Source organism: Marinovum sedimenti, assembly GCF_054052205.1.
In genome coordinates, this window is the sequence record NZ_CM133223.1 from 1,305,501 (window position 1) to 1,328,764 (window position 23,264).

Here is a 23,264-nt window from a genome sequence, read left to right on the forward strand (position 1 = left end):
AAAGCCGACCTGAACTCTGGCGGGCGCACACTGCGGACCCGAGAGAAGACCGAGAGCTCTGAGGCCGACCAACTTCGCGGAAAAAACCGCGAGCATAATAGGAGTGGATCAGATGAACCTGATCGCGCAACTCGAGGCGGAACAAATCGCTTCGCTCGGGAAAGATCTTCCCGATTTCAAAGCCGGCGACACCATTCGCGTTGGCTATAAAGTGACCGAAGGCACCCGCACGCGGGTCCAGAACTATGAAGGCGTCTGCATCAGCCGCAAGCATGGCGAAGGCATTGCCGGTTCGTTCACCGTTCGCAAGATTTCGTTTGGCGAAGGTGTGGAGCGTGTGTTCCCGCTGCATTCGACCAACATCGACACCATCACCGTTGTGCGCCGTGGCCGTGTCCGCCGCGCCAAGCTGTATTACCTGCGTTCGCGTCGCGGCAAATCTGCCCGTATCGCTGAAGTCGCAAACTATAAGCCCAAATCGGGCGCAGAAGCGTAAGGATCGGACCGATGAAAAAAGAAACACATCCCGATTACCACAACATCGACGTCAAAATGACCGATGGCACTGTTGTCCAGATGCGCTCCACCTGGGGCAAAGAAGGCGACACGATGACGCTGGATATCGATCCCTCGGCACACCCGGCATGGAACGGCGGCTCGACCCGTCTTCTTGACCAAGGCGGCCGCGTTTCGAAGTTCAAGAAAAAATACGAGGGGCTTGGGTTCTAAGAACCCAAAGCACACCACGCGATTATGTGGCTGCCCCCGGTTTCATCCGCGGGGCGGCCATTTTCGTTTTGGCCTCGCCCTGTTTTATTAAGATTGCGAGGACTTTATGTCTGATATTTCCCAAACCCGTTCCCCCTCCCTTTGGCGCGAGGCGCTGATCCTTGGTGCGCTGGTCATTCCCGGCCCCTTTGCGATTGATATGTTCCTGCCTGCGATGCCCGATATGACTCGGGATCTTGGCACCACCATCGCCGCCACCCAGACCACGCTGACCGCCTATTTCATTGCCTTCGGGCTGGCCCAGATGGCCTATGGTCCGTGGTCGGATGCCGCCGGGCGCAAGCCGCCGATGTACGTGGGGCTGGTGGTGTTTTTGCTCGGCACACTGGCCTGCGCCTTCGCCCCCTCAATTGGTGTGCTGATCGCCGCGCGGGTGTTTCAGGCGGTGGGCGCGGCCGTGCTCATGGTGGTGCCGCGTGCGATTATCCGCGACCGTCACACGGGCGAGGCCGCGACGCGGCTGATGGCGCTGTTGATGCTGGTGATTTCGATCTCGCCCATGCTGGCCCCTCTGGCGGGCAGCGTGCTGATGGGGATTGGCGGCTGGCGGTTGATCTTTGGCGTCTTGGCCGTGGCCGGTGCGGTCGCGCTGGTGCTGACCGCGCGCGCCCTGCCCGAGACGCTGGACCCCGCGACGCGGCAGCCGATGAACGGTGCAAATATGCTGCGCGGGATGCGGCAGCTTTCGCGCGACAAGGGCTTTATGGGCCTGACGCTGGTGGGGGGCTTCGGCATGGCGAGCTTTTTCGTCTATATCGCGATGGCGCCGTTTGTGTTTACCGGAGCCTATGGGCTGAGCCCGCAGGGGTTCAGTCTGGCGTTTGCCGTCAATGCGCTGGGCTTCTTCTCGGCGTCGCAACTGGCCGCATCTTTGGGCGCGCGCTACGGTGCGGGGCGGGTTGTGGTGCTGGCGACGGTGGGCTTTGCCGTCTGCGTGTCGATCCTGGCGGCGTATGCCCTGCTGGCGCCCGTGCCGATGCTGGTGCTGATCGGGGGACTTGCGCTGGCCAACGCTTGCCTTGGGCTGGTGGTGCCGACCTCGATGGTGTTGGCGCTGGAAGAGCACGGGCCGATTGCCGGGCTGGCCTCGTCTTATGGCGGCACGTTGCAGATGGTCGTGGGCGGGATGATGATTGGGCTGACGGGGCTGTTCTTTGACGGCTCGCCGGCGCGGTTGGTCTTTGCGATCCTGATCTGTGCGGTGCTGGCGGTTGCGACAGTCGTTGTGACGCGCGAGCGGGTGCAGGACTGAGGGATCAAGGGCTCTGCCTGTTGACATTGGACGCCGTCTAAGTATTCGGGGGCTTTGCCCCCGGACCCCCACGATATTTTTGAACAGAAGAAGCAGGGGGTGGCACTTCACAAGAATCTGGAGTGCGGGGGGCCGCGGGCTCTTGTTTGTTGCGGGGCTTGGTGAGAATAAGCGGGCCTCAAGAGCAGTCAGTGTCTGGGCAGAGAGGCAATCCCATGGCGCATAAGATCGTCGTCGGCAATGAAAAGGGCGGCGCGGGGAAATCCACCGTGTCAATGCATGTGGCCACCGCTTTGGCGCGGATCGGGCATCGCGTGGGCGTTGTCGATCTTGACTTGCGGCAGAAGACCTTTGGCCGCTATATGCACAATCGGCGCAGCCATATGGCCGAGGCCGGGCTGGACCTGCCGACGCCACTGTATCACGATGTTGACCCGAGTGAGGGCGACGACCGGGCCAAAATCGACGTCGCATTGGCGGCGCTTGAGCCACAGTGCGAGTTCATTTTGATCGATTGCCCCGGCTCGCACACCGAGCTGAGCCAGATCGCGCATTCGCTGGCGGATACGCTGGTGACACCGCTGAACGACAGCTTTGTCGATTTCGATCTGCTGGCCCATATCGACACCGAGGGCGACAAGATCACCGGGCCGTCGGTCTATTCCGAGATGGTTTGGAAGGCGCGCCAAGACCGTGCCGCCGCGGGTGCGCGCCCGATTGACTGGGTGGTGCTGCGCAACCGGGTCGGCGCGCAGCAGATGGTCAACAAGCAGAAGATGGAACAGGCGGTGCAAAAGCTGTCCAAACGGATCGGCTTTCGCGTGGCTCCCGGCTTTTCCGAGCGGGTGGTGTTTCGCGAATTGTTCCCGCGTGGGCTTACGCTTTTGGATCTGCGCGATGCCGGGGTGCGCCAGCTTAACATGTCGAATATCGCGGCACGTCAGGAGCTGCGCGATCTGATCAAGGCGCTGAACCTGCCCGGTGTGACGGTGAATTTCTAGCCCAGCCCCGCTTGCGGCCCTCACGCGACGGCATTGCGGCCGGCGCAATGTGGACAGTGCACAGTCAGCACTATATTATCCTTTGGTCCGATAGAGTGATACGAGCCGCACGTGCGACTCGGCGGTTTCGGCAAGGTGTGGGGCAACAGTTTATGGGTGGCAATGTTGTTATGCCCGAAACCTTATCGGGCCAGGTGCTTTTTGCCTGTCCGACCTGTGACACCCTGCACACCGAGCCGGATGTCGACGAAAACAACACCGCCTCTTGTTGCCGCTGTGGCCATGTTCTGGCCTCCCCGCGCACCAATGCGTTTGTGCGTGTCTTGGCGCTGGCGATGACCTCTTCGATCCTGATGGTTGGGGCGATCTTCTTTCCGTTTATCGACCTTGCTGCTGGCGGGCTGCAAAACAAGACTTCGATCCTTGACGCAATCCAGGTGTTCTCTACCGGGCTGATGGTGCCTTTGGCCTTTATCGTGGCGCTGCTGATCGTGCTGATCCCGGCGGCGCGGCTTTTGGCGGTGATCTATACGCTGTGGCCACTGCTGCATGGCAATGTGCCCTATCCCCACGCCACAACGGCGTTTCGGCTGGCCGAACAATTGCGCCCCTGGTCGATGGCCGAGATCTTTGTTGTCGGGGTCGCGGTGGCGCTGGTCAAGGTGGGCGGGCTTGCCACGCTGAGCCTTGGGCCCGCGTTTTGGGCGCTGTCGGCCTTGGTGATTATCACCGCGTTTCAGGACACCTCGATGTGCCGGTATACGATCTGGAAAACCCTCGAGGCAAAGGCCGCATGATTTCTGCACGCCAAGCCGGGCTGCTGGGCTGTGCCCGCTGCGGGCGGGTCAACGCGCCCGAGGCCAACTCCTGTGTGCGTTGCGGCAGCACGCTTCACCCCGGCGGGCGCAGATCGCTGCAATTGGTCTGGGCCTGGCTGATGGCCGGTGTCATCGTCTATATCCCCGCCAATCTGTACCCGATGCTGCGCACCTCGACCCTGCTCGACAAAAGCGAAAGCACCATTGTCGGCGGCGCGATCGAGCTTGTGCATCATGGCTCTTATGCCGTCGCCGCGATTGTCTTTATCGCCAGCATCGTCATCCCCATTGGCAAGTTCATTGCCATCGGCTACCTCGCGGCAAGCCTTGGCCCCGCGCGCGGGGCGCGTATGCACCAACGGCACCGGCTGTACGAGGTGGTGGAATTCATCGGCCGCTGGTCGATGATTGACGTATTCGTGGTGGCGATCCTGTCGGCCCTTGTTCAACTGGGTCAGGTCGCTACCATCAACCCCGGCATTGCGGCGGTCAGCTTTCTGCTGTCTGTCGCCTTTACCATGCTGTCCGCCCAGAGCTTTGATCCAAAGCTGATCTGGGACGCCGACGAGGAGACCCAATGACTGACCACACACCGGCCGACCCAATCGTGCGCCCTGCACGCGGAGGCTCGCGGTTTTCGGCTGTCTGGCTGGTGCCTTTGGTGGCGCTGGGCATCTCGCTCGGCATCGCTTGGAACAGCTATGCCGCGCGGGGCGTTCTGGTCGAAATCGTGTTCGACAGCGCCTCGGGCGTGGCCGCCGACAAGACCGAGCTGAAGTACCGCGATGTTTCGGTTGGCATGGTCGAAGATGTGAGCTTTACCAATGATTTGTCCGAAGTGGTTGTGGCGGTGCGGGTGGATCGCGATCTTGCGCCGTTTCTGGATGCCGATGCGGAATTCTGGGTCGTGCGCCCCGAGGTTTCGGCCCAAGGCATCAGCGGACTGAACACCGTGCTTTCGGGGGTTTACATCGAAGGCCGGTGGGATTCCGAAATTGGCGCGGAAACCAGCCGTTTTGCGGGTCTGGCCCGTGCGCCCCTGGGTGACGCCAGCGGCGAAGGCACCGCGATCATGTTAAGCGCGCGCGACGGCAATTCGATCAGCGCCGGTGCGCCCATCCTCTACAAAGGCATTCCGGTCGGGGCGGTCGAGGCACCGGAACTGTCCGAAAATGGCGATACCGTTATCATTCGTGGCCTGATCAACGCGCCTTATGACCGGATCATCACCGATGACACCCGGTTCTGGGACATCTCCGGCATCTCGCTGTCGCTCGGCTCTGCCGGGGTTTCGCTCGACTTCTCGTCGCTTGCTTCGCTTGTGCAGGGCGGGATCAGCTTTGATACGCTGGTGGCCGGTGGCGACCCGATTGAGCCGGGCCACACCTTCCCGCTCTACGCGGACGAAGAAACCGCGCGCAGCAGCCTGTTCACCGACACCACGGGCGAACGGCTGCGGGTCAACGCGATATTCTCTGGCGCGGTGGGCGGCCTTTCCGAGGGCGCGACTGTCCGGTTTGGCGGCGTTCCGGTGGGCGAAGTTGACGGCGTGTCGATGGTTGCTGTTGATGTTGATGGCCGCAAGGCGGTGCGGATGCAGACCACGCTGGCCATTGTGCCGGGGCGTCTGGGATTGAGCGAAGAAGACGGCAGCGTCGAGGCTCTGGATCTGCTTGATACCTATGTGCTTGAGGGGCTGCGGGTGCGATTGTCGACCGCCAGCCTGCTGTCGAGCGAGCTTGTGGTTGACCTTGTCGAGATCCCCGATGCCGTGCCGGCCGAAGTGATCTATGAGACCGACAAACTGCCGCAACTGCCGACCATCGAGGCCGATGTGACCGATCTTAACGCCACGGCTGAGGGCGTGTTCAAACGGATCAACAACCTGCCGGTCGAAGAGCTTTTGGCCTCGGTCCAGAACTTGGTCAATTCCGCCAACGCGCTGATCACCAACGAAGATACCCTGTCGATTGCACCGGGCATCAACAGTGCGCTGGCCGAAGTCAGCGGACTTGCACCCGGCATCGATGCCACGCTGGCCGAGGTGCGCGGCATCGCGCCCGACATCAGCGCCACACTGGCAGAGGTGCGTGCGCTTGCGCCCGAACTGGTCGCGACCCTCGACCAGACCAAGGCCACGCTTGAGGAATTCCGCCTGATCGGGGAAGGCCTGCGCGAGAGCGGCGCGACCGAGAACGTCAACAACGTCTTTGCCTCGGCGGCCAACGCTGCCGACGCGGTTGAATCCGCCGCGAACGAGCTGCCAAAGCTGGCGGCGCGGCTAAACGCGCTGGCAACGCGCACCGAAAAGGTGCTCGAATCCTACGGCGACAATTCGCGGCTGATCACCGGCGCGGTGTCTACCCTGCGCGATGTCAGCGAAGCGGCGGATGCGATGCGCGCGCTTGCACGCACCATCCAGCGCAATCCCAATTCTCTTATTATAGGCCGATGACATGACCCCTGGAAAACTCCTCGCGCCCCTTGCCCTGCTGGTTCTGACCGCCTGTAGCGCGGGCGATCCGCAGTACCTTGTCGAAACCCGCCCGTCTGAGCTTCGGGTGCGGGCCGCCGTGGGCACCGTGATGGTGCGCCGGGTGTCGCTGCCGATCTATGCCGCCGATCAGAAAATCGCCGTGCAGTCCGAAACCGGCGAGGTCACAGCGAGCGACTTTGGCCTGTGGGCGGACGAGCCGGAGCGCAGCACCACGCTGAGCATCAGCCGCAACCTTAACGCCATGACAACCGCCAAGGTCGCGCCCGAACCCTGGCCCCTGCTTGAAACGCCGCAAGGCGTCGTCGATATCCGGATCGAGACTTTTATCGCCACCAATCAGAACACGTTTCACATGACCGGGCAGTATTTCATCGGCTCGGAAATCCCCGATCCGATCACCTATGATGACCCCGATTTGCCGCCGAAAATCCTGCGCGCACCGTTGAGCGACAAGGCCAAGCTGTTTGATATCGTGGTGCCGATGAGCGCGGTGACCTCTGCGTCGATTGCCATTGCGCAAACCACCGCGCTGACCGCCCTGTCCGAACAGATCGCCCGCGATCTTGCGCGCTAGGCACAGCGCCTAAGACGCGCTTAACAAACGGAAAAAGGGCGTGTGATCGGATATCCCCGGTCACACGCCCTTTCTCGTTTGCACCAGTGGCGCGTCAGCTGAACAGCATACCGCCGTTGATATCGACGCAAGCGCCGGTCATGAAACCGGACTCGTCACTGGCCAGAAACGCCACCAGATTGGCGACATCCTCAGAAGTACCCTGACGTTTGACCGGCGCTGCGGCCTCAAGCGCGCGGCGGGCCTCATCCTTGGTGTGGATGTTGTGGAAATCGGTGTCGATCATGCCGGGGCACAGCGCGTTGACCCGCACCTTCGGCCCCAGTTCCTTTGACAGCCCGCGCGTCAGCGTCATCACCGCGCCTTTTGACGTGGCATAAGCCACTGCCCCGCCGCCGCCGCCGTCCCGGCCCGCCTGGCTGGCAAGGTTCACGATGGCCCCGTTGTCCATATGCGGCAGGCACGCCTTGATCATCAGGAACGTGCTGGTCAGGTTAAGATCCATCACCGCATTCCAATGCTCAAGCGACATTTCGGCAATCGTCTTGCGGGCAATCAGACCGCCGGCGTTGTTGACCAGAATATCAACGCTGCCAAAGGCTTCGACCGTCTTTTCCACCAGCGTATCGACGCCAGATTGCGTGCTGAGATCGCCCTGAAGCGCAAAGGCCTTGCCGCCCGCATCGGTGATCTCTTTCACGGTCTCCTCGGCACCGGTGCTCGACGCGAAGTAGTTGATCACCACATTGGCCCCGCCGCGTGCAAGCGTAACGGCGCAGGCGCGCCCGATGTCCCTGCCCCCGCCGGTGACGATTGCGGTTTTGCCTTTGAACTTCATGGATTTCCCTTCCAGTTATGGGTCTGCCAGGGCTTCCCCCGGCGTCAAATCATGTGTGCGACGGCGCCAAAGCGGCGCCCTTAATCGCAAAAAATGTGGCCGGGAAAACCGGCCACATTTAACGCTAATCAGAGCGTTTCCGCCTTAGCTATACTGGCGTTCGTAAGCCGAGTTCATCACCTCAAGCACCTTTTCCAGCCCCATCTTGTTGAGCGTCGCGATGTAATCGTCCCACTCCTCAGTGATGTCGCCGGTGCCTAGAACCCAGGCCTGTTGACGCTCGAGCATGTAGGTCTTGATCGACGGCCAGAACTTGTCATAGACCGACTGCTCTTCCTCGTTGAACGCGACCCCAAGGAACTGATCTACCAACAGATCTTCGCTGTCGTAGAGCTCGATCCCCTTGCGCGCGGCATCGGCGGTCCACTGCCATTCATAGCGGTAATCCTGCGGATAGCCCTTCTTGATCTGCGCACCAACGGCCCAAAGCTGGGCGTTGACCGCCTGGTCGCTGTTGAGCACCTCATCCTTAAACACCGGCTCGCCATCGACCATGTCCCAAGTCTCGCCCTCGACCCCGAAGTTCGCCAACAGGCTGCCCTGCTCGGAGAACCAGAAATCGAAATACTTGATGGTCTCGATCGGATGCTTGTTGGAAAAGCTGATCGCCCATCCGTCGGGTTTGATCGGGATGCGGCGGTGCTCTTCCATCCGCACGCCGCTGACCGATTTCGGCGGCAGGAACGGGATAAAGTTGAAGCCCTCAACCTTGTCCGCCAGCGCCGCGTTATAGCCCGAGGTCGAGGCAAACCAGTCGTGCGTCATGCCGCCCAGGTTTTCGCCCAGCAGGAAGTCGCGCGACGAGGATCCGCGGGTGAACATTTCCGTGTCGATCAGGCCCTCGTCGTACCATTTGGCGAGGTTCGCCAGGCCGTCGCGATAATTGTCTTGCGCGTAGGGGTGCACCACCTTGCCGGCGTCGCTGACCATGAAGTCATGCGGCGTGTCCGACCCCGAGGAGCGCCCGTCCCAAAGCGTGACCAGCCGGATCGCCTCTTCCCAGTCGCGCACAAAGAACGGCACTTCGTCCTTTTGGCCGTTGCCGTTGGGGTCTTGGTCGCGGAAGGCCACCAGCGTGTCATACAGCTCGTCCACCGTGTCGGGCTGTTCGAGGCCAAGCGCATCAAGCCAGTCCTGACGCACAAACCACGCCCGGCCATATTTGCCGTCGGGCAAATACGGAATGTAGTAATAATTGCCGTCATAGGCCGAGATCGCCTCGACCAGACCGGGGTGTTCCTCCCAGAACTTCTTGATGTTGGGCGCGTGTTCCTCGACCAGATCGTTAAGCGGCACAAAGGCGCCTTCGGGCCCGTATTGGTTGACCGGTTGCAAGATCAACTGGCTGCCCACGATGTCGGGCAGATCGCCCTGCGCCAACAGCAGGTTCATCGCTTCCATCGGATCGGTGCTGTTTTTGCCCGCGGTGGCGTCGTTGAGGTGGATGTTGGTCAGTTCGCGGGCCTTTTGCTCGACGGCATAGTTTTCGTCATAGCCCTGCGACCGATCCCAATGCATGTGGATCGTGAGATCCAGCGGCTCGTCGACAATCGGCAGATGGCCTTCGGCAAAGGCCGGGGCCGTGATCGCTGTGGTCGCCAGCATGGCAAGTGATAACTTAAAGGTTCGCATGGTTCCTCCCAGTTGTTGCGAAGTCTTTGGTGCCGAGGGCCCCGGTTCGGGCCCTGCGGCGGCATGCGCGGCGGCAGCTTTCTGCGAAGCCACCCGCCGCGAATTTCGGTGGCTATTCTTTCACCCCGCCCAGCAGGATCCCTTTGGAGAAGTATTTCTGCAGGAAGGGATAGATGCACAGGATCGGGATGATGGAGCAGACGATGATCGCTGCGCTCACGGTTTCAAAGCTGTAGGCGGCGCTCAGGAGCGATGTGGCGAACTCTTCGTCGTCGGACAGTTCGGCAATCACCTTGCGCAAATAGACCTGCAGCGGGATCTTTTCTTCGTCTTGCAACAACACCATCGCCCAGAAGAAGCCGTTCCAGCGCGACACGATGCAGAACAGCGCCACCGTGGCAATCGCCGGTTTCGACAGCGGCATGTACACCTTCCACAGCACCTGGAATTCATTGGCGCCGTCCATCCGTGCGGCCTCTTCAAAGGACTGCGGAATGCCCTCGAAGAAGTTGCGCAGAAGGATGATGTTAAAGCCGTTGACCGCAAAGCCGATGATAATGCCGATGTAGCTGTCGAGCAGGCCGAGATCGCGCATGTTCAGGAAAAACGGGATCAGGCCGGCGTTGAACCACATGGTAAACGCCACCATCAGGTTCCAGAAGCGCCGCCCGTAAAGCTGGGGGCGCGACAGGGCGTAAGCCCCTGGAATGATGAACACAAGGCTCATCAAGGTGCCGCCGATGGTATAGATGAAGGTGTTAAGATACGAGGTCCAGAACAGCGGCTCAGAGAGCACCTGTTTGTACGCCTCAAGCGTGAAGCCAACCGGGGTCAGGATCACATTACCGGCCCGTGCCTCGAAGCCCGTGCTCATCGACAACGATGCGATGTAGATGAACGGATAGAGCGTCGAAATGGTGAACAGCCCGATCAGCACCATGTTGATGATGACGAAAAGCTTGTCGCCGCGGGAATAGAGATTCATGTTGGTCATGGGGTCAGTCTCCTACCAAAGCGACGTGCGCGAATAGCGCTTCGAGATCGTGTTCGCCGTCATCACCAGCACAAAGGCCACCACCGCGTTGAACAGGCCCGCAGCTGCGGCAAGATCGTATTGCCCGCCCTGGATACCCTGGCGATAGATGTAGGTGTTGACGACGTCGGCGGTCTGATACGTGGCCGGCTGATAGAGCAGGATGATCATCTCGAAGCTGACTTCAAGCATGTTCCCGATCCGGATGATCAGCATGATGATGATGGTCGGAAGGATCGACGGGATGGTGATCTTCCACATCATCTGCCAGCGGCTTGCACCGTCAACCACAGCCGATTCATACAGCGTCGGCGAGACGCCGGCGATGGCCGCAAGGTACACAATCGACTGGAAGCCCGCCTCTTGCCAGATGCCGGTGCCGACGAAAATCGGGCGGAACCACTCTGGTTTGGTCAGGAAGTAGATCGAGTCGACCCCGAACCAGCCCAGCACCGTGTTGACGATGCCCGCCGAGGGGCTGAAGGCTGTGATCACAATCCCGGCGATGATCACCGAGGACACGAAGTGCGGCAGATAGACGATGGTCTGCGCCGTCTTCTTGAACCAATCTTTCAGGATCTCGTTGAACATAAGCGCGATGATGATCGGCATCGGAAAGCCGAAGATCAGGCCGTAAAAGCTTATGATCACTGTGTTTTTAAGCGCGCGCAGGAACTGGTCATTGCCAAACAGCGTCTGGAAATGCTCAAGCCCGATCCAGGGGCTGTTCGCCACGCCGCGGAAGATCGAATAGTCTTTGAAGGCGATCTGCAGGCCGTACATCGGCTTGTACAGGAACACCAAAAGCCACAGAATCGTCGGGATCAGCATGACATACAGCTGCCATTCCCGCTTCAGGTGGTCGCCCACCCGCACGATATTGCTGGGTCTGCGATGACGCTGCGCCTCGCGCGCCTCGATCACAAGCTCTTCCGTCTGCCCGACGGTGGGGTCCGTTTCGTTGCTCATTGTTCCAGCACCTGACCGGGCAATGCCTCGCCGCTCTTGGCGTCAAAGACTTTGATCAGATGCGGCGGAATGGTGAAGCCGGACACGCCGTCGAGCACGTTCATCTGGCCGACGGTGTTGGTGCGGATCACGAAAGGTTCGCCCTGCAGGCTGGCGTGAATAAGCGCCTCGGAGCCGAGCGTTTCCACCAGATCAACCTCAAGCGCGACATGGCCGGGATCGCCCGCCGCCGCCACTTTGACAAACTCGGGGCGGATGCCCAGGATCACCTCGGTGCCGACCGCATTGGCCAGCGCGGGCATCTGTTGCAACTGGATGCGCTCGCCGTTGAATTCGGCCACTGGACCCAGATCACCGGCGGCAATCGTCGCCTTGACCATGTTCATCGGCGGCGAACCAAGGAAGCCAGCGACAAAGGTGTTGGCGGGGTTGAGGAACAGCTCCATCGGCGAGCCGATTTGTTCGATCCGGCCGTCGTGCATCACCACAATCCGGTCGGCCAGCGTCATCGCTTCGACCTGGTCGTGGGTGACGTAAATCGAGGTCACGCCAAGGCGTTTGTGCAGGCGTTTGATCTCGGCCCGCATCTGGGTGCGCAGCTTGGCATCAAGGTTCGACAGCGGCTCGTCAAACAGGAAAACCTTGGGGCGGCGCACGATGGCCCGGCCCATGGCAACCCGCTGGCGCTGCCCGCCCGAGAGGTCGGCGGGGCGGCGTTCAAGGTAAGGAGTAAGGCCCAGGATGCCGCTGACTTCCTCGACGGAGGCGGCGATATGTTCCTTGCTTTCCTTGCGGATCTTAAGGCCAAAGGCGATGTTGTCGGCGACGTTAAGGTGCGGATAAAGCGCGTAGTTCTGGAACACCATCGCGACATCGCGGTCTTTGGGAGCAACCCGGTTGACGTGGCGGCCATCGATGGTCAGATCGCCATCGCTGATTTCCTCAAGCCCGGCAATCATCCGCAGCGTCGTGGATTTGCCACAGCCCGACGGGCCCACGAGCACGACAAATTCCTGCTCCTGCACCTCAAGATCGATGCCATGCACAACCTGCACCGCCCCGTAAGCCTTGACGATGCCTTCCAAACGAACTCCAGACATAACCTCTCCCTTTGATAAAATCCAAGCGCCAGACAATCACCTGTGGCCTGTGCCCGTTCCGGCCCCAATCCCGCGCGCATCGGACCCCGGCCACAACACGACGATTCGCCGTTGAATTAAAACTGGTATACTAGTAAAATATCTGGAATACTAGTAGTATTGATAAACTCACGGCCTCGCATCCTTGCCACCACACGGCGGCCAGGACTGTGAGAGACCCGACATCAGAGATGACTTCGGCCGCAAAAACGGCTTCGCCAAAACAGCCGAATGGGAGGGATTGGAAACCAGATAGAAACGAAATTTCCTTATTTTCGAACGCGGCAGTGGTCCGAAGGGCCAAGAAAGACGCAAGTCCCTCCTTTCGGGTTGGTCTCGGGCGCGCTTTGCACTGCGTGGCTGGCGTTTCGGATGAACCGCGGCTAACTAGTCGCCATGCTGAAGGACAATTGAGTGATGCAACCAAGCCCGGCCCGTGATCGCAGAACAACTGTGGACGAAATCTTCGACCATTTGCATGGCGAGATTGCGTCTTTGCGACTGCTGCCTGGCGACAAGATTTCCGAGGCCGAGATTGCCTCGCAATTCGGTGTGTCACGCCAACCGGTGCGCGATGCTTTTTCGCGTCTGGCCAGTCTGGACCTGTTGTTGATCCGGCCCCAGCGCGCCACCGAGGTCAAGCGGTTTTCGCTGCGCGAGATCGAGAAATCGCGCTTTGTGCGGGCCGCTGTCGAGGCGGAAGTGCTGCGGCGCGTGGTGGACCGGTTTGATGCCGCCGCAGAGGCCGAGATTGAGGCCTGCCTTGAGCGGCAGCGCGCCGCGATCAGCGCCGGTGATGTCGCGCAATTCGGCGAGCTTGACTACGAATTCCACCGAACGCTGTGTGAAATTGCCGGCGTCGATTATGCCTTCGAGGTCATCTCGATCGAAAAGGCCAAGGTCGACCGGCTGTGCACTTTGGGTCTGGCCAAGGAAGACCGGATGCCCCAGCTTCTGGACGATCACGAGAATATTGTGGCGGCGATCAAAGATGGCGATGCGCCGCGCGCGGTCGAGATTGGCATGCTGCACCTGCACCGGCTTGACGCCACGATTGAGGCGATTTCGGCCACCAACGCGAGTTATTTCGAACCCGCAAGCGACTGATGCTGGCCGCTGCGCGCGGCCCGTACGACCCTTATGCGCCAGACAAGACGCCTCATGGACCGGTCGCCACCCGGTGCCATTGCGACGGCTCGCGCTTTTTGTAACCCGCTGTGGCACGACTGTATGTAATGACCGACGCTCCCCTATCCGCCGCCCCTTCCGCAACCACCCGCGCTGTGTTCAATCTTGCCTGGCCGATGACGATCAAGGCGGTGATGCTGCATGGCATTGTGGTGATCGACGCTTGGCTTGTCTCGTCCTTGGGCGAACCGGCGGTGGCGGTGCTGGGCCTGTCGGCGTCGATTGCCGGGCTGTTGCTGGGCATCATCATAGCGTTTTCCACCGCGACCCAAATCCGCATCGCGCAGGCCTTTGGCTCTGGCGAGGCGGTGTTCCTGAAATCCGCGCTGCTGACCGGGCTGACGCTGAACGTTGTGGTCGTCGGCATCGGGCTTGTCGCGCTTGGCTTTGCCGCCGGGCCGATCATTGACACGCTGGCGCATACCGACTGGATCGCCGATCAGGCGCGGGCCTATCTGGCGGTGTTTGCGCTGGTGATTGTCGCCGAAAGCGTCGGCCAATGCCTTACCAGCTTTTTCAACGGCTGTGGCGAAACCCGCATGCCGCTGCTCAGCTATCTTTTCGCCGTGCCGATCAATATCGTGGTCAGCGTCATCCTCATCCACGGGCTGTTTGGTGCGCCCGAAATGGGGGTTGTGGGGGCCGCGATGGGCAGCGCGCTGGCCTCATTCCTGCAAGCCGGATTCCTGTTGTGGCGGCTGTTGGTCACCCGCCGCGACCTGCTGCGCGTGCCGGGTTGGCGCAATGGCACCTTCGTCGCCTCGCTGCGCCGGCACTTCGTCTTTGCCCTGCCCATCGCCGTGACCTTTGCCAGCGCCACCATCGCCACCCATCTATGCGGGTTGCTCTATGCCAATCTGGCGGTCAACCAGTTCGCCGCGATGACGATCATCATGCCGTGGGTGCAATTGGCTGGCACGTTTGGCATCACCTGGGCGCAGGCCACCGGCATCATCGTGGCGCAATTGCTGGGCCGCAAGGAAACGCCCGAACGGCTGGACACCTTCCTGTCGGGGGCGTGGCGGGCCTCGTTTGTGGCCTCGGCTGTGGTGGCGATTGTCTACCTCGGGGTGATCCTCGCCTCGCCGTGGATCTATGCCGAGCTGCACGCCGAAACCCGCGCGACGCTGATGTCATTCCTGCCGCTTTTGTTGATCCTGCCGTTCCCCAAAGGCTCGAACGCGATCTGTGGCAACACCCTGCGCGCGGGCGGCGACACGGTTTACGTCATGCATGTTTTCATCTGGTCGCAGTGGCTGTTTAAGGTGCCCGCCACGGCGCTTCTGGTGCTGTATTTCGAGGTTTCGGTGATCTGGATCATGGCGCTGCTCGTGGCCGAAGAGTTCCTGAAATTCGCGCCGTTTCACCTGCGGATGCGCAAGGGCAAATGGAAGGACGGCGAGCTCGAACCCTGACGCGCGCGCTGAGGAAAGGTTTATTTCTGACATTGCGATTTTTTCGCGACGGAACTCAGATAGCCCTGCGTAAAACGATGGTACGAGCGGACAGGGACCCCTCCACCATGCGCAATCTCATCACCGTGGTTTTTGCGGCCGGCATTCTGGCCGCCGCCTATTTTATGACCTTCGGCACCCCGCCTTGGCTGACAGAGTTGACAGGCGAGACCGGTCAGCCTGCGGCCACCACCGCGGGCAATGCGGGGGGCGCGCGTGGGCCGGGGGGTGGCGGGCGCGGCGGACGTGCCGGCGCGACAAGCGTTGTCACCACCGCGCTTGAATTGCGCCCTTATGACAGTGTGTTGACCGCTATCGGCACCGCGCGCGCCCTGCGCAGCGTCACCGTGGTGTCGGAAAGCGCGGGCACCGTGACCGAGACCCATCTTGATGCCAATCGCGATGTGGCCGAGGGCGATGTCCTGCTGCGCTTTGATGCGCGGGCCGAGGCGTTGAACCTCGAGATTGCCACTGCCGAGCTTGAGCAGGCAAAGGAAACCACCGCGCGCTATGAACGTCTGCACGCCAATGGCAGCTCGACCGTCACCGACGTCAGCCTGTCCGAGGCCCGCATGGCGCAGCGTCTGGCCGAGGCCGCCGTCGGCCTTGCGGAACTGGCGTTGGAGAAAAAGACCGTGCGCGCGCCGATCTCGGGGCGGCTCGGTCTGTCAGAGATTGGTGTCGGGGATGCGCTAAGCGCCAACGCCGAAATCGCCACCATCGATCAGGCCGAGACGCTGGTGGTGGAGTTCGAACTCCCCGAACGCGCGATTGGCATGCTGGCACCCGGCAAAGAGGTCAGCGCCATGACGACGACGCTGACCGGCCGGATCTTTACTGCCACCGTCACCTCGTTTGACAGCCGGATTGACGACGTCACCCGCAGCGTGACCGTCAAGGCGCGGATCGACAATTCTGAGGGGCTGCTATGGCCCGGCATGACCTTTGGTGTGCGTCTGACTGAGGAAAGCGCGCCGATGGCCGCCCTGCCCTCGACCGCAATCACATGGTCGCGCAGCGGGTCGAGCGTCTGGATTGATGAGGGCGGCAAGGCCAAAGCGGTGCCGGTCACGATCCTCTATCGGCAGGACGATACCGTTTGGCTCGACGCCAAGATTGCGGAGGGCACGCTGGTTGTGACCGAAGGCGCGCAGAAATTGCGCGATGGGGCGCAGATTGCCAGCGCCGGTGCGCGGACCGAAGGGGGCGACAGACCAGAGGGTGCCGGACGTGGCGAAGGCGCTGATCGGCCGACAGGCTCCGAGCGTCCGGAACGGGGTGCCCGTCCCGAAGGGGGTGCCCGTCCCGAAGGGGGGGCCCGTCCCGAAGGCACCGAGCGCCCCGAAGGCACAGGCCGCGTGCAGCCCTCGGCAGAACTGACCCAAGGCCAACCCGCGCAGGAACCGTCATGAGCACGCAAATCGCAAAACGCTCCGGGCTGACCGACCTTTTCGTCGCCCGCCCGATCCTTGCCATCGTGCTTAACCTGTTGATCCTGATCGCAGGTTTGGCCGCCTTGGCCTCTGTCGACGTGCGCGAAATGCCCGACGTGGACCGCCCGGTTCTGTCGGTCCGCACCAGCTATGCCGGCGCGGTGCCCGCCACGGTAGACCGTGAGGTCACACAGGTGCTCGAGGATGCGCTGAGCGCGCTCGACGGGCTGTCGTATATGGAATCCACCTCCTCGACCGGCTCGAGCCGCATCACCATCGACCTCTCCGAAGGCACCGACGTCGATGTCGCCGCCAATGAGGCGCGCGAGATCGTGTCGTCGACCCTGCGGCAATTGCCCGATGACATCGACGACGATCCCGCCGTGTCAAAAAGCGACAGCAATGCCGACGCCATCATCCGCCTCGCGCTTTTGGGCGATGCCACCCTCGACGAGCTGACCGCTCTGGCCGAAGGCGCGGTCTATGACCGGCTGTCGGTGATTGATGGCATCGCCGAGGTCACCGTGCGTGGCGACCGCTCGAACGAGTTTCGTGTGACGCTCGACATGCCGGCACTCGCCAGCCGGGGCATGACGATCTTTGACGTCTCGACGGCGCTCTCCGCCCTGCGCGATGACACACCTTTGGGCCAGCTTGAGACCAACAGCCAGACCCTCGCCCTGCGCGTCGGCAACGCCGATGCAACCGTCGAAACCGTCGGCCAAGTGCCGATTGACGCCAACACCCGCGTGTCGGACGTGGCCTTTGTACGGCTGATGCCCGAAGACGGATCGGTGCTCTCGCGGGTCAACGGGCAGACCGCCATCGGCCTCGACATCACCCGCCAATCGGTCGGCAACACCCTGTCGATCTCGCAGGATGTCGCCGTCGCGGTGGCGGAACTTAAGACGGCGTTGCCCGAGGGCGTGCAGCTTGTGGTGACCTCGGACGACGGCACCTTTATCGAAGGCTCGATCAACGAGGTGGTGAAATCCATCGGCATGGCGACGGTGATCGTGATCGCGGTGATCTTTGCCTTTTTGCGCTCGCCCCGCGCCACGATCATCCCCGCCGTGACCATCCCGGTGGCGCTGGTTGGCACGCTGGCCGCGATCTGGATCACCGGCTTTTCTGTCAATACCATCAGCCTGTTGGCGCTGGTTCTGGCGACCGGCATGGTGGTCGATGACGCCATTGTGGTGATCGAAAACATCGTGCGCAAACGCAAACAGGGCATGGGGGCCTTTGCCGCCGCCGCCGCAGGCACGCATGAGGTGTTCTTTGCCGTGATCTCGACCACGGCGACGCTGGCGGCGGTGTTTATCCCGATTTCTTTCCTGCCCGGACAGGCCGGCGGCGTGTTCTCCGAGTTCGGCTTTGTGCTCGCCTTCGCCGTCACCCTGTCGTCGATCACTGCGCTGACGCTGGCCCCGGTGCTCGCGGCCTTCCTAGATCCCGGCAAATCACAGGCCCCTAGCCCCGACGCATCGGCCCCGGCGAAACCCGGCGTTGCCATGCGCCTGTTCGACACGGTGATGGACCGCGCGATCCGCATGCCGCTCATCGTGTTGGCGGTGGCGGGCGGTTTTGCTATCGTCGCGGCGGGTGCGGCGGGCACGCTGTCATCCTCGATCACCCCGACCGAAGACCGCGGCTTCTTTCTGGTGCAGGCGCGCGGGGCGTCGGACACCACCGTCGACTATCTCGACACGCAAGTTGAGATGATCGAAGAGATCCTCGCCCCCTACCGCGAGACCGGCGAAGTCGCAGCGGTGCAAAGCATCATCGGCGTCGGCGGCGGCACCAGCGCATTTATCATCGTGCGCCTGCCCGACTGGGCCGAGCGCGACCGGTCGCAATCCGACATCGTGGCCGAGATCGGCACAAAGCTGGCACGGGTGCCGGGCGTGCAGGCCAGCGCGCGTTCGACCAACAGCCTTAACATTCGCGGTGCAGGACGTGGGCTGCAATTTGCAGTCACCGGCAAGGACATCGACGCGATGACCGAAGCGACCGCCGCGCTGGTCGCCGCGATGGCGCAAGACGAGACATTCGTGAGCCCGCAACTGTCCAACGACAGCGTGCAGGCGCAATACGAGGTGCGGGTTGATCCCGACATGGCCAGCGTCTTTGGCCTCACCGAGGCCGAAATCACCCAGACGGTTGGCGCAATGATCCAGGGGCGCATGGCGGTGACGGTCTTTGCCGACAACACCGAGACGGACGTGAACCTCGTGCCCGGCGGCCCGCCGATCAACGACCCCTCCGACCTCGACAATATCCAGCTTCGCTTGCCCGGCGGCGGCTATGTGCCGCTCTCGGCGGCGGCCTCGCTGGAACCGGTGGTGAGCCAATCGACCCTGGTGCGCCAAGGCGGCGCGCTGGCGGTGTCGGCGCAGGCCAACCTTGGCCCCGGCGTCGACCTTGGCACCGCGATGGACCGGCTGTCAGAGCTGGCCCCCGAGGTGCTGCCCGATGGCATGGGGCTGATCTTTACCGGCGAAGCGGCTAGCCTCGATGACGGGCAAGCGGCGATGTATATGGTGTTCGGCGTGGCGTTCCTTGTGGTGTTCCTCGTGCTTGCGGCGCAGTTCGAAAGCATCGCGAGCGCTGTGGTGATCATGCTGACGGTGCCCTTTGGCCTTGCTGCCGCGTTGTTGGCAATTTCGCTCAGCGGCGGGTCGCTGAACTATTACAGCCAGATCGGGCTGGTGATGCTGATCGGGGTGATGGCCAAAAACGGCATCCTGATTGTCGAATTTGCCAACCAGCTGCGCGAAGCCGGACAGGACATCGACAGCGCCATCCGCGACGCGATGCGCCTGCGGATTCGGCCGGTGATGATGACGATGGTCTCGACGGTGTTTGGCGGGCTGCCGCTGATCCTGACCTCCGGTGCCGGAGCCGAGGCGCGCATTGCAGTGGGCTGGGTCATCGTCGGCGGCTTGGGCTTTGCCACCGTGTTTACCCTGTTCCTGACGCCGGTGTTTTATCGCTGGATCACGGTCTGGGGGGCCGCGCCGGGCATGGCGGCCAAACGGCTGGCGCGCGAACAGGACAGCGCCACTGAGGGCAACGGAGGCTTCGCAGTGGAAGCCTCCGGCTAAGTCAATTGTTGAACAGGAAGTGCATGACGTCGCCGTCCTGCACGATATAGGATTTGCCCTCGGCGCGCATCTTGCCCGCCTCTTTGGCCCCCTGTTCACCATTGCAGGCGATATAATCGTCATAGGCAATGGTTTCGGCCCGGATAAAGCCCTTTTCAAAGTCGCCGTGGATCACCCCGGCGGCTTTGGGCCCCGAGGTGCCTTCGCGGATCGTCCAGGCGCGGGCTTCCTTGGGACCAACGGTGAAATAGGTCTCAAGGTGCAAAAGGTCGTAGCCGGCGCGGATCAACCGGTCGAGGCCGGCCTCGTCGAGCCCCATCTCGGTGAGGAACATGCCGGCTTCTTCAGCGTCAAGCTGGCTGATTTCTTCCTCGATCTGGGCGGAAATGATCACATGACCGGCGCCCTCAGCGGCGGCCATCTCAGCCACTTTGGCGGAATGTTCGTTGCCCTCAGACGCGCTGCCTTCGTCAACATTGCAAACGTAAAGGATCTTTTTCGAGGTCAGAAGCTGGAGCAATTTCCACGCCCGGAGATCCTCTTCGTCCACATCCACAGTGCGCGCAGGCTTGCCCTCTTCGAGCACGGCTTGCGCTGCTCCAAGCAGCCGATCCTGCTGAGCCGCGTCTTTGTCGCCGCCTTTCAGCTTGCGCACCAGACCGGCGCGGCGCTTTTCGATGCTTTCGAGATCGGCAAGCATCAGCTCGGTTTCGATCACCTCGGCATCGGCCACCGGGTCAACGCGGCCTTCGACATGGGTCACATCGCCGTCTTCAAAACAGCGCAGCACATGCGCGATGGCGTCAACCTCACGGATGTTGGCCAGGAACTGGTTGCCCAGACCTTCGCCCTTGGAGGCGCCTTTGACCAGGCCCGCGATGTCAACAAAGGTCATCCGCGCCGGAATGATCTGTTTCGACTTTGCAATCGCCGCCAGTTTGTCTAGCCGCGCATCCGGCACCGCCACGTCGCCCACATTGGGTTCGATGGTGCAGAAGGGAAAGTTTGCGGCCTGTGCCGCCGCCGTGCGCGTCAGCGCGTTGAATAGTGTCGATTTGCCCACGTTGGGCAGCCCGACAATCCCCATCTTGAAGCCCATGGGAGCCGCTCCTATCAATGTACCGGGCGCTTCTATTTGTCCGCAGGCGCAAGCGCAAGTGCGCGCGCCGCTGGTTGTCGCGCGGGTCGTGCCGCAATGCGATGCCACGTTTCCCGGCAAAGACGGGGCCTATGGCGTGCGCGCGCCACTGAGCCATTGCCAAGAGCGCGTAAATTCGGCACACGGCTACGGAGGATTTCGAAGGACAGGCCCATGACCCGCATCGACGCCAAATTCGCAGCGCTGAAAGCCCGGAACCGCAAGGCATTCGTCACCTATGTGATGGCCGGCGACCCGAATTTCGACCGCTCGCTTGAGTTGGTCAAGGGGCTGCCGGGGGCCGGTGTCGACATCATCGAGCTGGGCCTGCCCTTCACCGATCCGATGGCCGACGGCCCGACGATCCAGCTTGCCGGTCAGCGCGCGTTGGACGGCGGCATGACGCTGGACCGGACGCTCGAACTCGCGCGGCGGTTTCGCGAAGACGATGACACCACGCCGATTGTCCTGATGGGCTATTACAATCCGATCTATTCGCGCGGCGTCGATACCTTTCTCGAACAGGCCAAAGCGGCCGGGATTGATGGGTTGATCGTAGTCGACTTGCCGCCCGAAGAGGACGAAGAGCTGTGTATCCCGGCCCAGAAAGCCGGGCTGAATTTCATCCGTCTCGCGACCCCGACAACCGATGACAAGCGCCTGCCAAAGGTGCTGACCAACACGTCGGGCTTTGTCTATTACGTTTCGATCACCGGGATCACCGGGGCCGCCGAAGCACAGGCGGGCGACGTTGGGCCAGAGGTCGCGCGGATCAAAGCCGCCAGCGATCTGCCTGTTATCGTTGGATTTGGCGTGAATTCGCCGCAAAAAGCCCAGGACGTGGCCGCGGTTGCCGATGGCTGTGTTGTCGGCTCGGCCATCGTCAAGAAAATCGGCGACGGCGAAAGCACCGCCGATGTTCTGGCTTTTGTGGCGACTTTGGCCGAGGGCGCGCACCGCGCCTGAGGCGCTAACGGGAGGCACCGCTGACCAGCAGATCGGCCATGCGCTGCGCCAACACATCGCGCTTCACCGGCTTGGCGACATGGGCATCGATTCCGCGTCGCAAATACTCCTCAACTTGATGGGTCATCGCATTGGCCGTTAATGCGATAACCGGGCAATGCGGCATACCCTCGGCCTGTTCATAGGCGCGAATCACCGAAGTCGCCTCTAATCCGCCCATCACCGGCATGTTGACGTCCATCAGAACGAGGTCATAGGCCCCGCTGCGATAGGCCGTCACCGCCTCGGCCCCGTTTTCCACCATCGTCAGCACAATCGGATAGCGTTTCAGCAGGTGGTGCAGCACGAGGCGGTTGGTCTTGTTGTCCTCGGCGGCGAGGATCTGCCAACTGCGCGCCCGCAGCACCGCCTCGGCATCAAGCGGTGCGTCCCGTTCGGACACCCCCGCAGCGCTGGTGGCCGTGACCCCGAAAGTGGCGGTGAAAATCGCGCCGCCGCGCGGGGCCATCACATAGGTCAAATCGCCGTCCATCAGCGCGCAAATCCGCCGCGCGATCCACAGCCCCAACCCGGTGCCGCCATAGCGGCGCGTGACGGTGGCATCGGCCTGGGAAAACGGCTTGAACAGCCGCGCGCGCTTGTCCTCGGGGATGCCCGGCCCGGTATCGGTCACCTTGACCACAAGACAGGCTTGGCCGTCGGGGCCTTGCGCCTCCATCTTTGCGGTCAGACCAACACCGCCGCGCGTGGTGAACTTGACCGCGTTGGACACGAGATTCGCCACCACCTGCCGCATCCTTGTGGGATCAGACCGAACCCGGCAATTTGGCGGAAAATCAAAGCTTTGCTCGAAACTCAGCCCCTGTTCCTCGGCCTTGATGGCGTAGAGCTTTCCCACCCCGTCAAGCAAGGCGTGCAGGTCGAAACTGATGTCTTCGATGTCCATCAGCTCGGCCTCGATCTTGGACAGGTCAAGCACATCGTTGACGATGGCCAGCAAGGCCTGACCCGAGGCCGCCATCACCTCGATCATGTCTTTCTGATCAAGCGCCAAGTCCGTGTCACACAGCGCCTCGGCCATGCCCAAGACGCCGTTCAGCGGCGTTCGGATTTCGTGGCTGATCATCGCCAGAAACGCCGTTTTCGCGGCATTGGCCCGCTCGGCCTCGGACATGGCATCGGCCAACGCGGCGGTGCGGGCGCGCACCTGATCCTCGAGCGTGGCGGCCTGGCGTTTCAGGGCGCAATTGGCATCAAACAAGTCGCGGCTTTTCTGATCAAGCAGGGCCTCGGCCTCGGCCCGCGCGCGGCGTTCGCGCCGATACCGCCGCCGCGAAACCGGGCCCTCCGCTATCCGAGGTGCGTCGCCGTCCATC

20 protein-coding genes are annotated in these 23,264 nt (G+C 62.0%); 13 read left to right on the forward strand and 7 right to left on the reverse strand.

Features of this window, described 5'->3' with window-relative positions:
• The first annotated feature begins 112 nt into the window (after nt 1-112).
• The 8 genes from rplS (at nt 113) to ACW9UO_RS06315 (ending at nt 6,931) form a co-directional block, all read left to right on the forward strand.
• Nucleotides 113-496 carry a 50S ribosomal protein L19 gene (gene rplS / locus ACW9UO_RS06280; protein WP_457088114.1) on the forward strand — a complete coding sequence of 128 codons (384 nt, stop codon included), beginning with the start codon at nt 113-115 and terminating at the stop codon, nt 494-496.
• 11 nt (nt 497-507) lie between these two features.
• The gene (gene rpmE, locus ACW9UO_RS06285; RefSeq protein ID WP_457088115.1) at nt 508-729 is read left to right on the forward strand and encodes a 50S ribosomal protein L31; all 222 of its coding nucleotides are present in this window, start codon (nt 508-510) and stop codon (nt 727-729) included.
• Between the two features lie 106 nt (nt 730-835).
• Nucleotides 836-2,041, forward strand: coding sequence for a multidrug effflux MFS transporter (locus ACW9UO_RS06290; RefSeq protein WP_457088116.1), 1,206 nt, complete (start codon nt 836-838; stop codon nt 2,039-2,041).
• A 215-nt stretch (nt 2,042-2,256) separates the two neighbouring features.
• The gene (locus tag ACW9UO_RS06295; protein ID WP_457088117.1) at nt 2,257-3,042 is read left to right on the forward strand and encodes a division plane positioning ATPase MipZ; all 786 of its coding nucleotides are present in this window, start codon (nt 2,257-2,259) and stop codon (nt 3,040-3,042) included.
• A 170-nt stretch (nt 3,043-3,212) separates the two neighbouring features.
• Nucleotides 3,213-3,839, forward strand: coding sequence for a paraquat-inducible protein A (locus tag ACW9UO_RS06300; RefSeq protein WP_457088118.1), 627 nt, complete (start codon nt 3,213-3,215; stop codon nt 3,837-3,839).
• A complete protein-coding gene (locus ACW9UO_RS06305; protein ID WP_457088119.1) occupies nt 3,836-4,441 on the forward strand; it encodes a paraquat-inducible protein A in 606 nt (201 codons plus the stop codon). Before ACW9UO_RS06300 ends, ACW9UO_RS06305 begins: the two co-directional genes overlap by 4 nt.
• Nucleotides 4,438-6,315 (forward strand): PqiB family protein, encoded by a 1,878-nt coding sequence (locus ACW9UO_RS06310; protein ID WP_457088120.1) that lies wholly within the window; start codon nt 4,438-4,440, stop codon nt 6,313-6,315. The genes ACW9UO_RS06305 and ACW9UO_RS06310 overlap by 4 nt, the downstream gene beginning before the upstream one ends.
• A 1-nt stretch (nt 6,316) precedes the next feature.
• Nucleotides 6,317-6,931, forward strand: a complete 615-nt coding sequence (locus ACW9UO_RS06315) for a PqiC family protein (protein WP_457088121.1) — start codon at nt 6,317-6,319, stop codon at nt 6,929-6,931.
• A gap of 94 nt (nt 6,932-7,025) precedes the next feature.
• Here ACW9UO_RS06315 and ACW9UO_RS06320 read toward each other — a convergent pair whose 3' ends face one another.
• From ACW9UO_RS06320 to ACW9UO_RS06340, 5 genes are all read right to left on the reverse strand, one after another.
• Nucleotides 7,026-7,769 (reverse strand): SDR family NAD(P)-dependent oxidoreductase, encoded by a 744-nt coding sequence (locus ACW9UO_RS06320; RefSeq protein WP_457088122.1) that lies wholly within the window; start codon nt 7,767-7,769, stop codon nt 7,026-7,028.
• A gap of 144 nt (nt 7,770-7,913) precedes the next feature.
• On the reverse strand, nt 7,914-9,434 hold the full coding sequence (locus ACW9UO_RS06325) for a type 2 periplasmic-binding domain-containing protein (protein ID WP_457088123.1): 1,521 nt from the start codon (nt 9,432-9,434) through the stop codon (nt 7,914-7,916).
• Nucleotides 9,435-9,573: 139 nt separating this feature from the next.
• Complete coding sequence (locus tag ACW9UO_RS06330; protein WP_457085785.1) at nt 9,574-10,455, reverse strand: carbohydrate ABC transporter permease; 882 nt, start codon at nt 10,453-10,455, stop codon at nt 9,574-9,576.
• A 12-nt stretch (nt 10,456-10,467) separates the two neighbouring features.
• Nucleotides 10,468-11,463: an ABC transporter permease gene (locus tag ACW9UO_RS06335; protein ID WP_457085786.1), complete on the reverse strand. Its 996-nt coding sequence runs from the start codon at nt 11,461-11,463 to the stop codon at nt 10,468-10,470.
• Nucleotides 11,460-12,563 (reverse strand): ABC transporter ATP-binding protein, encoded by a 1,104-nt coding sequence (locus ACW9UO_RS06340; protein WP_457085787.1) that lies wholly within the window; start codon nt 12,561-12,563, stop codon nt 11,460-11,462. The genes ACW9UO_RS06335 and ACW9UO_RS06340 overlap by 4 nt, the downstream gene beginning before the upstream one ends.
• Nucleotides 12,564-13,055: 492 nt before the next feature.
• Between ACW9UO_RS06340 and ACW9UO_RS06345 the strand changes: the two genes are divergently transcribed.
• The 4 genes from ACW9UO_RS06345 to ACW9UO_RS06360 all read left to right on the forward strand — a co-directional run bounded on the left by ACW9UO_RS06345 (nt 13,056) and on the right by ACW9UO_RS06360 (nt 19,784).
• Nucleotides 13,056-13,709, forward strand: coding sequence for a GntR family transcriptional regulator (locus tag ACW9UO_RS06345; RefSeq protein WP_457088124.1), 654 nt, complete (start codon nt 13,056-13,058; stop codon nt 13,707-13,709).
• A gap of 128 nt (nt 13,710-13,837) precedes the next feature.
• Entirely contained in the window at nt 13,838-15,205 is a 1,368-nt protein-coding gene (locus tag ACW9UO_RS06350; protein WP_457088125.1) for an MATE family efflux transporter, read from the forward strand.
• A gap of 107 nt (nt 15,206-15,312) precedes the next feature.
• Complete coding sequence (locus ACW9UO_RS06355; RefSeq protein ID WP_457088126.1) at nt 15,313-16,656, forward strand: efflux RND transporter periplasmic adaptor subunit; 1,344 nt, start codon at nt 15,313-15,315, stop codon at nt 16,654-16,656.
• Nucleotides 16,653-19,784: an efflux RND transporter permease subunit gene (locus tag ACW9UO_RS06360; RefSeq protein WP_457088127.1), complete on the forward strand. Its 3,132-nt coding sequence runs from the start codon at nt 16,653-16,655 to the stop codon at nt 19,782-19,784. Before ACW9UO_RS06355 ends, ACW9UO_RS06360 begins: the two co-directional genes overlap by 4 nt.
• A gap of 1 nt (nt 19,785) precedes the next feature.
• On the opposite strand, the gene ychF is transcribed toward ACW9UO_RS06360, so the two are convergent.
• Complete coding sequence (ychF, locus tag ACW9UO_RS06365) at nt 19,786-20,883, reverse strand: redox-regulated ATPase YchF (RefSeq protein WP_457088128.1); 1,098 nt, start codon at nt 20,881-20,883, stop codon at nt 19,786-19,788.
• Nucleotides 20,884-21,096: 213 nt separating this feature from the next.
• Here ychF and trpA point away from each other — a divergent pair, with 213 nt between their 5' ends.
• Nucleotides 21,097-21,888, forward strand: coding sequence for a tryptophan synthase subunit alpha (gene trpA / locus ACW9UO_RS06370; protein WP_457088129.1), 792 nt, complete (start codon nt 21,097-21,099; stop codon nt 21,886-21,888).
• Nucleotides 21,889-21,892: 4 nt separating this feature from the next.
• Here trpA and ACW9UO_RS06375 read toward each other — a convergent pair whose 3' ends face one another.
• On the reverse strand, nt 21,893-23,263 hold the full coding sequence (locus ACW9UO_RS06375) for an ATP-binding protein (RefSeq protein WP_457088130.1): 1,371 nt from the start codon (nt 23,261-23,263) through the stop codon (nt 21,893-21,895).
• Nucleotide 23,264: the final 1 nt, after the last annotated feature.

Coding starts and splice junctions, on each gene's coding strand:
- ACW9UO_RS06315 (WP_457088121.1), top strand. CDS start 6,317: ATGACCCCTGGAAAACTCCTCGCGCCCCTTGCCCTGCTGGTTCTGACC.
- ACW9UO_RS06320 (WP_457088122.1), bottom strand. CDS start 7,769: ATGAAGTTCAAAGGCAAAACCGCAATCGTCACCGGCGGGGGCAGGGAC.
- rpmE (WP_457088115.1), top strand. CDS start 508: ATGAAAAAAGAAACACATCCCGATTACCACAACATCGACGTCAAAATG.
- ACW9UO_RS06325 (WP_457088123.1), bottom strand. CDS start 9,434: ATGCTGGCGACCACAGCGATCACGGCCCCGGCCTTTGCCGAAGGCCAT.
- ACW9UO_RS06310 (WP_457088120.1), top strand. CDS start 4,438: ATGACTGACCACACACCGGCCGACCCAATCGTGCGCCCTGCACGCGGA.
- ACW9UO_RS06375 (WP_457088130.1), bottom strand. CDS start 23,263: ATGGACGGCGACGCACCTCGGATAGCGGAGGGCCCGGTTTCGCGGCGG.
- ACW9UO_RS06360 (WP_457088127.1), top strand. CDS start 16,653: ATGAGCACGCAAATCGCAAAACGCTCCGGGCTGACCGACCTTTTCGTC.
- ACW9UO_RS06300 (WP_457088118.1), top strand. CDS start 3,213: ATGCCCGAAACCTTATCGGGCCAGGTGCTTTTTGCCTGTCCGACCTGT.
- trpA (WP_457088129.1), top strand. CDS start 21,097: ATGACCCGCATCGACGCCAAATTCGCAGCGCTGAAAGCCCGGAACCGC.
- ychF (WP_457088128.1), bottom strand. CDS start 20,883: ATGGGCTTCAAGATGGGGATTGTCGGGCTGCCCAACGTGGGCAAATCG.
- ACW9UO_RS06295 (WP_457088117.1), top strand. CDS start 2,257: ATGGCGCATAAGATCGTCGTCGGCAATGAAAAGGGCGGCGCGGGGAAA.
- ACW9UO_RS06355 (WP_457088126.1), top strand. CDS start 15,313: ATGCGCAATCTCATCACCGTGGTTTTTGCGGCCGGCATTCTGGCCGCC.
- ACW9UO_RS06290 (WP_457088116.1), top strand. CDS start 836: ATGTCTGATATTTCCCAAACCCGTTCCCCCTCCCTTTGGCGCGAGGCG.
- rplS (WP_457088114.1), top strand. CDS start 113: ATGAACCTGATCGCGCAACTCGAGGCGGAACAAATCGCTTCGCTCGGG.
- ACW9UO_RS06340 (WP_457085787.1), bottom strand. CDS start 12,563: ATGTCTGGAGTTCGTTTGGAAGGCATCGTCAAGGCTTACGGGGCGGTG.
- ACW9UO_RS06350 (WP_457088125.1), top strand. CDS start 13,838: ATGACCGACGCTCCCCTATCCGCCGCCCCTTCCGCAACCACCCGCGCT.
- ACW9UO_RS06305 (WP_457088119.1), top strand. CDS start 3,836: ATGATTTCTGCACGCCAAGCCGGGCTGCTGGGCTGTGCCCGCTGCGGG.
- ACW9UO_RS06330 (WP_457085785.1), bottom strand. CDS start 10,455: ATGACCAACATGAATCTCTATTCCCGCGGCGACAAGCTTTTCGTCATC.
- ACW9UO_RS06335 (WP_457085786.1), bottom strand. CDS start 11,463: ATGAGCAACGAAACGGACCCCACCGTCGGGCAGACGGAAGAGCTTGTG.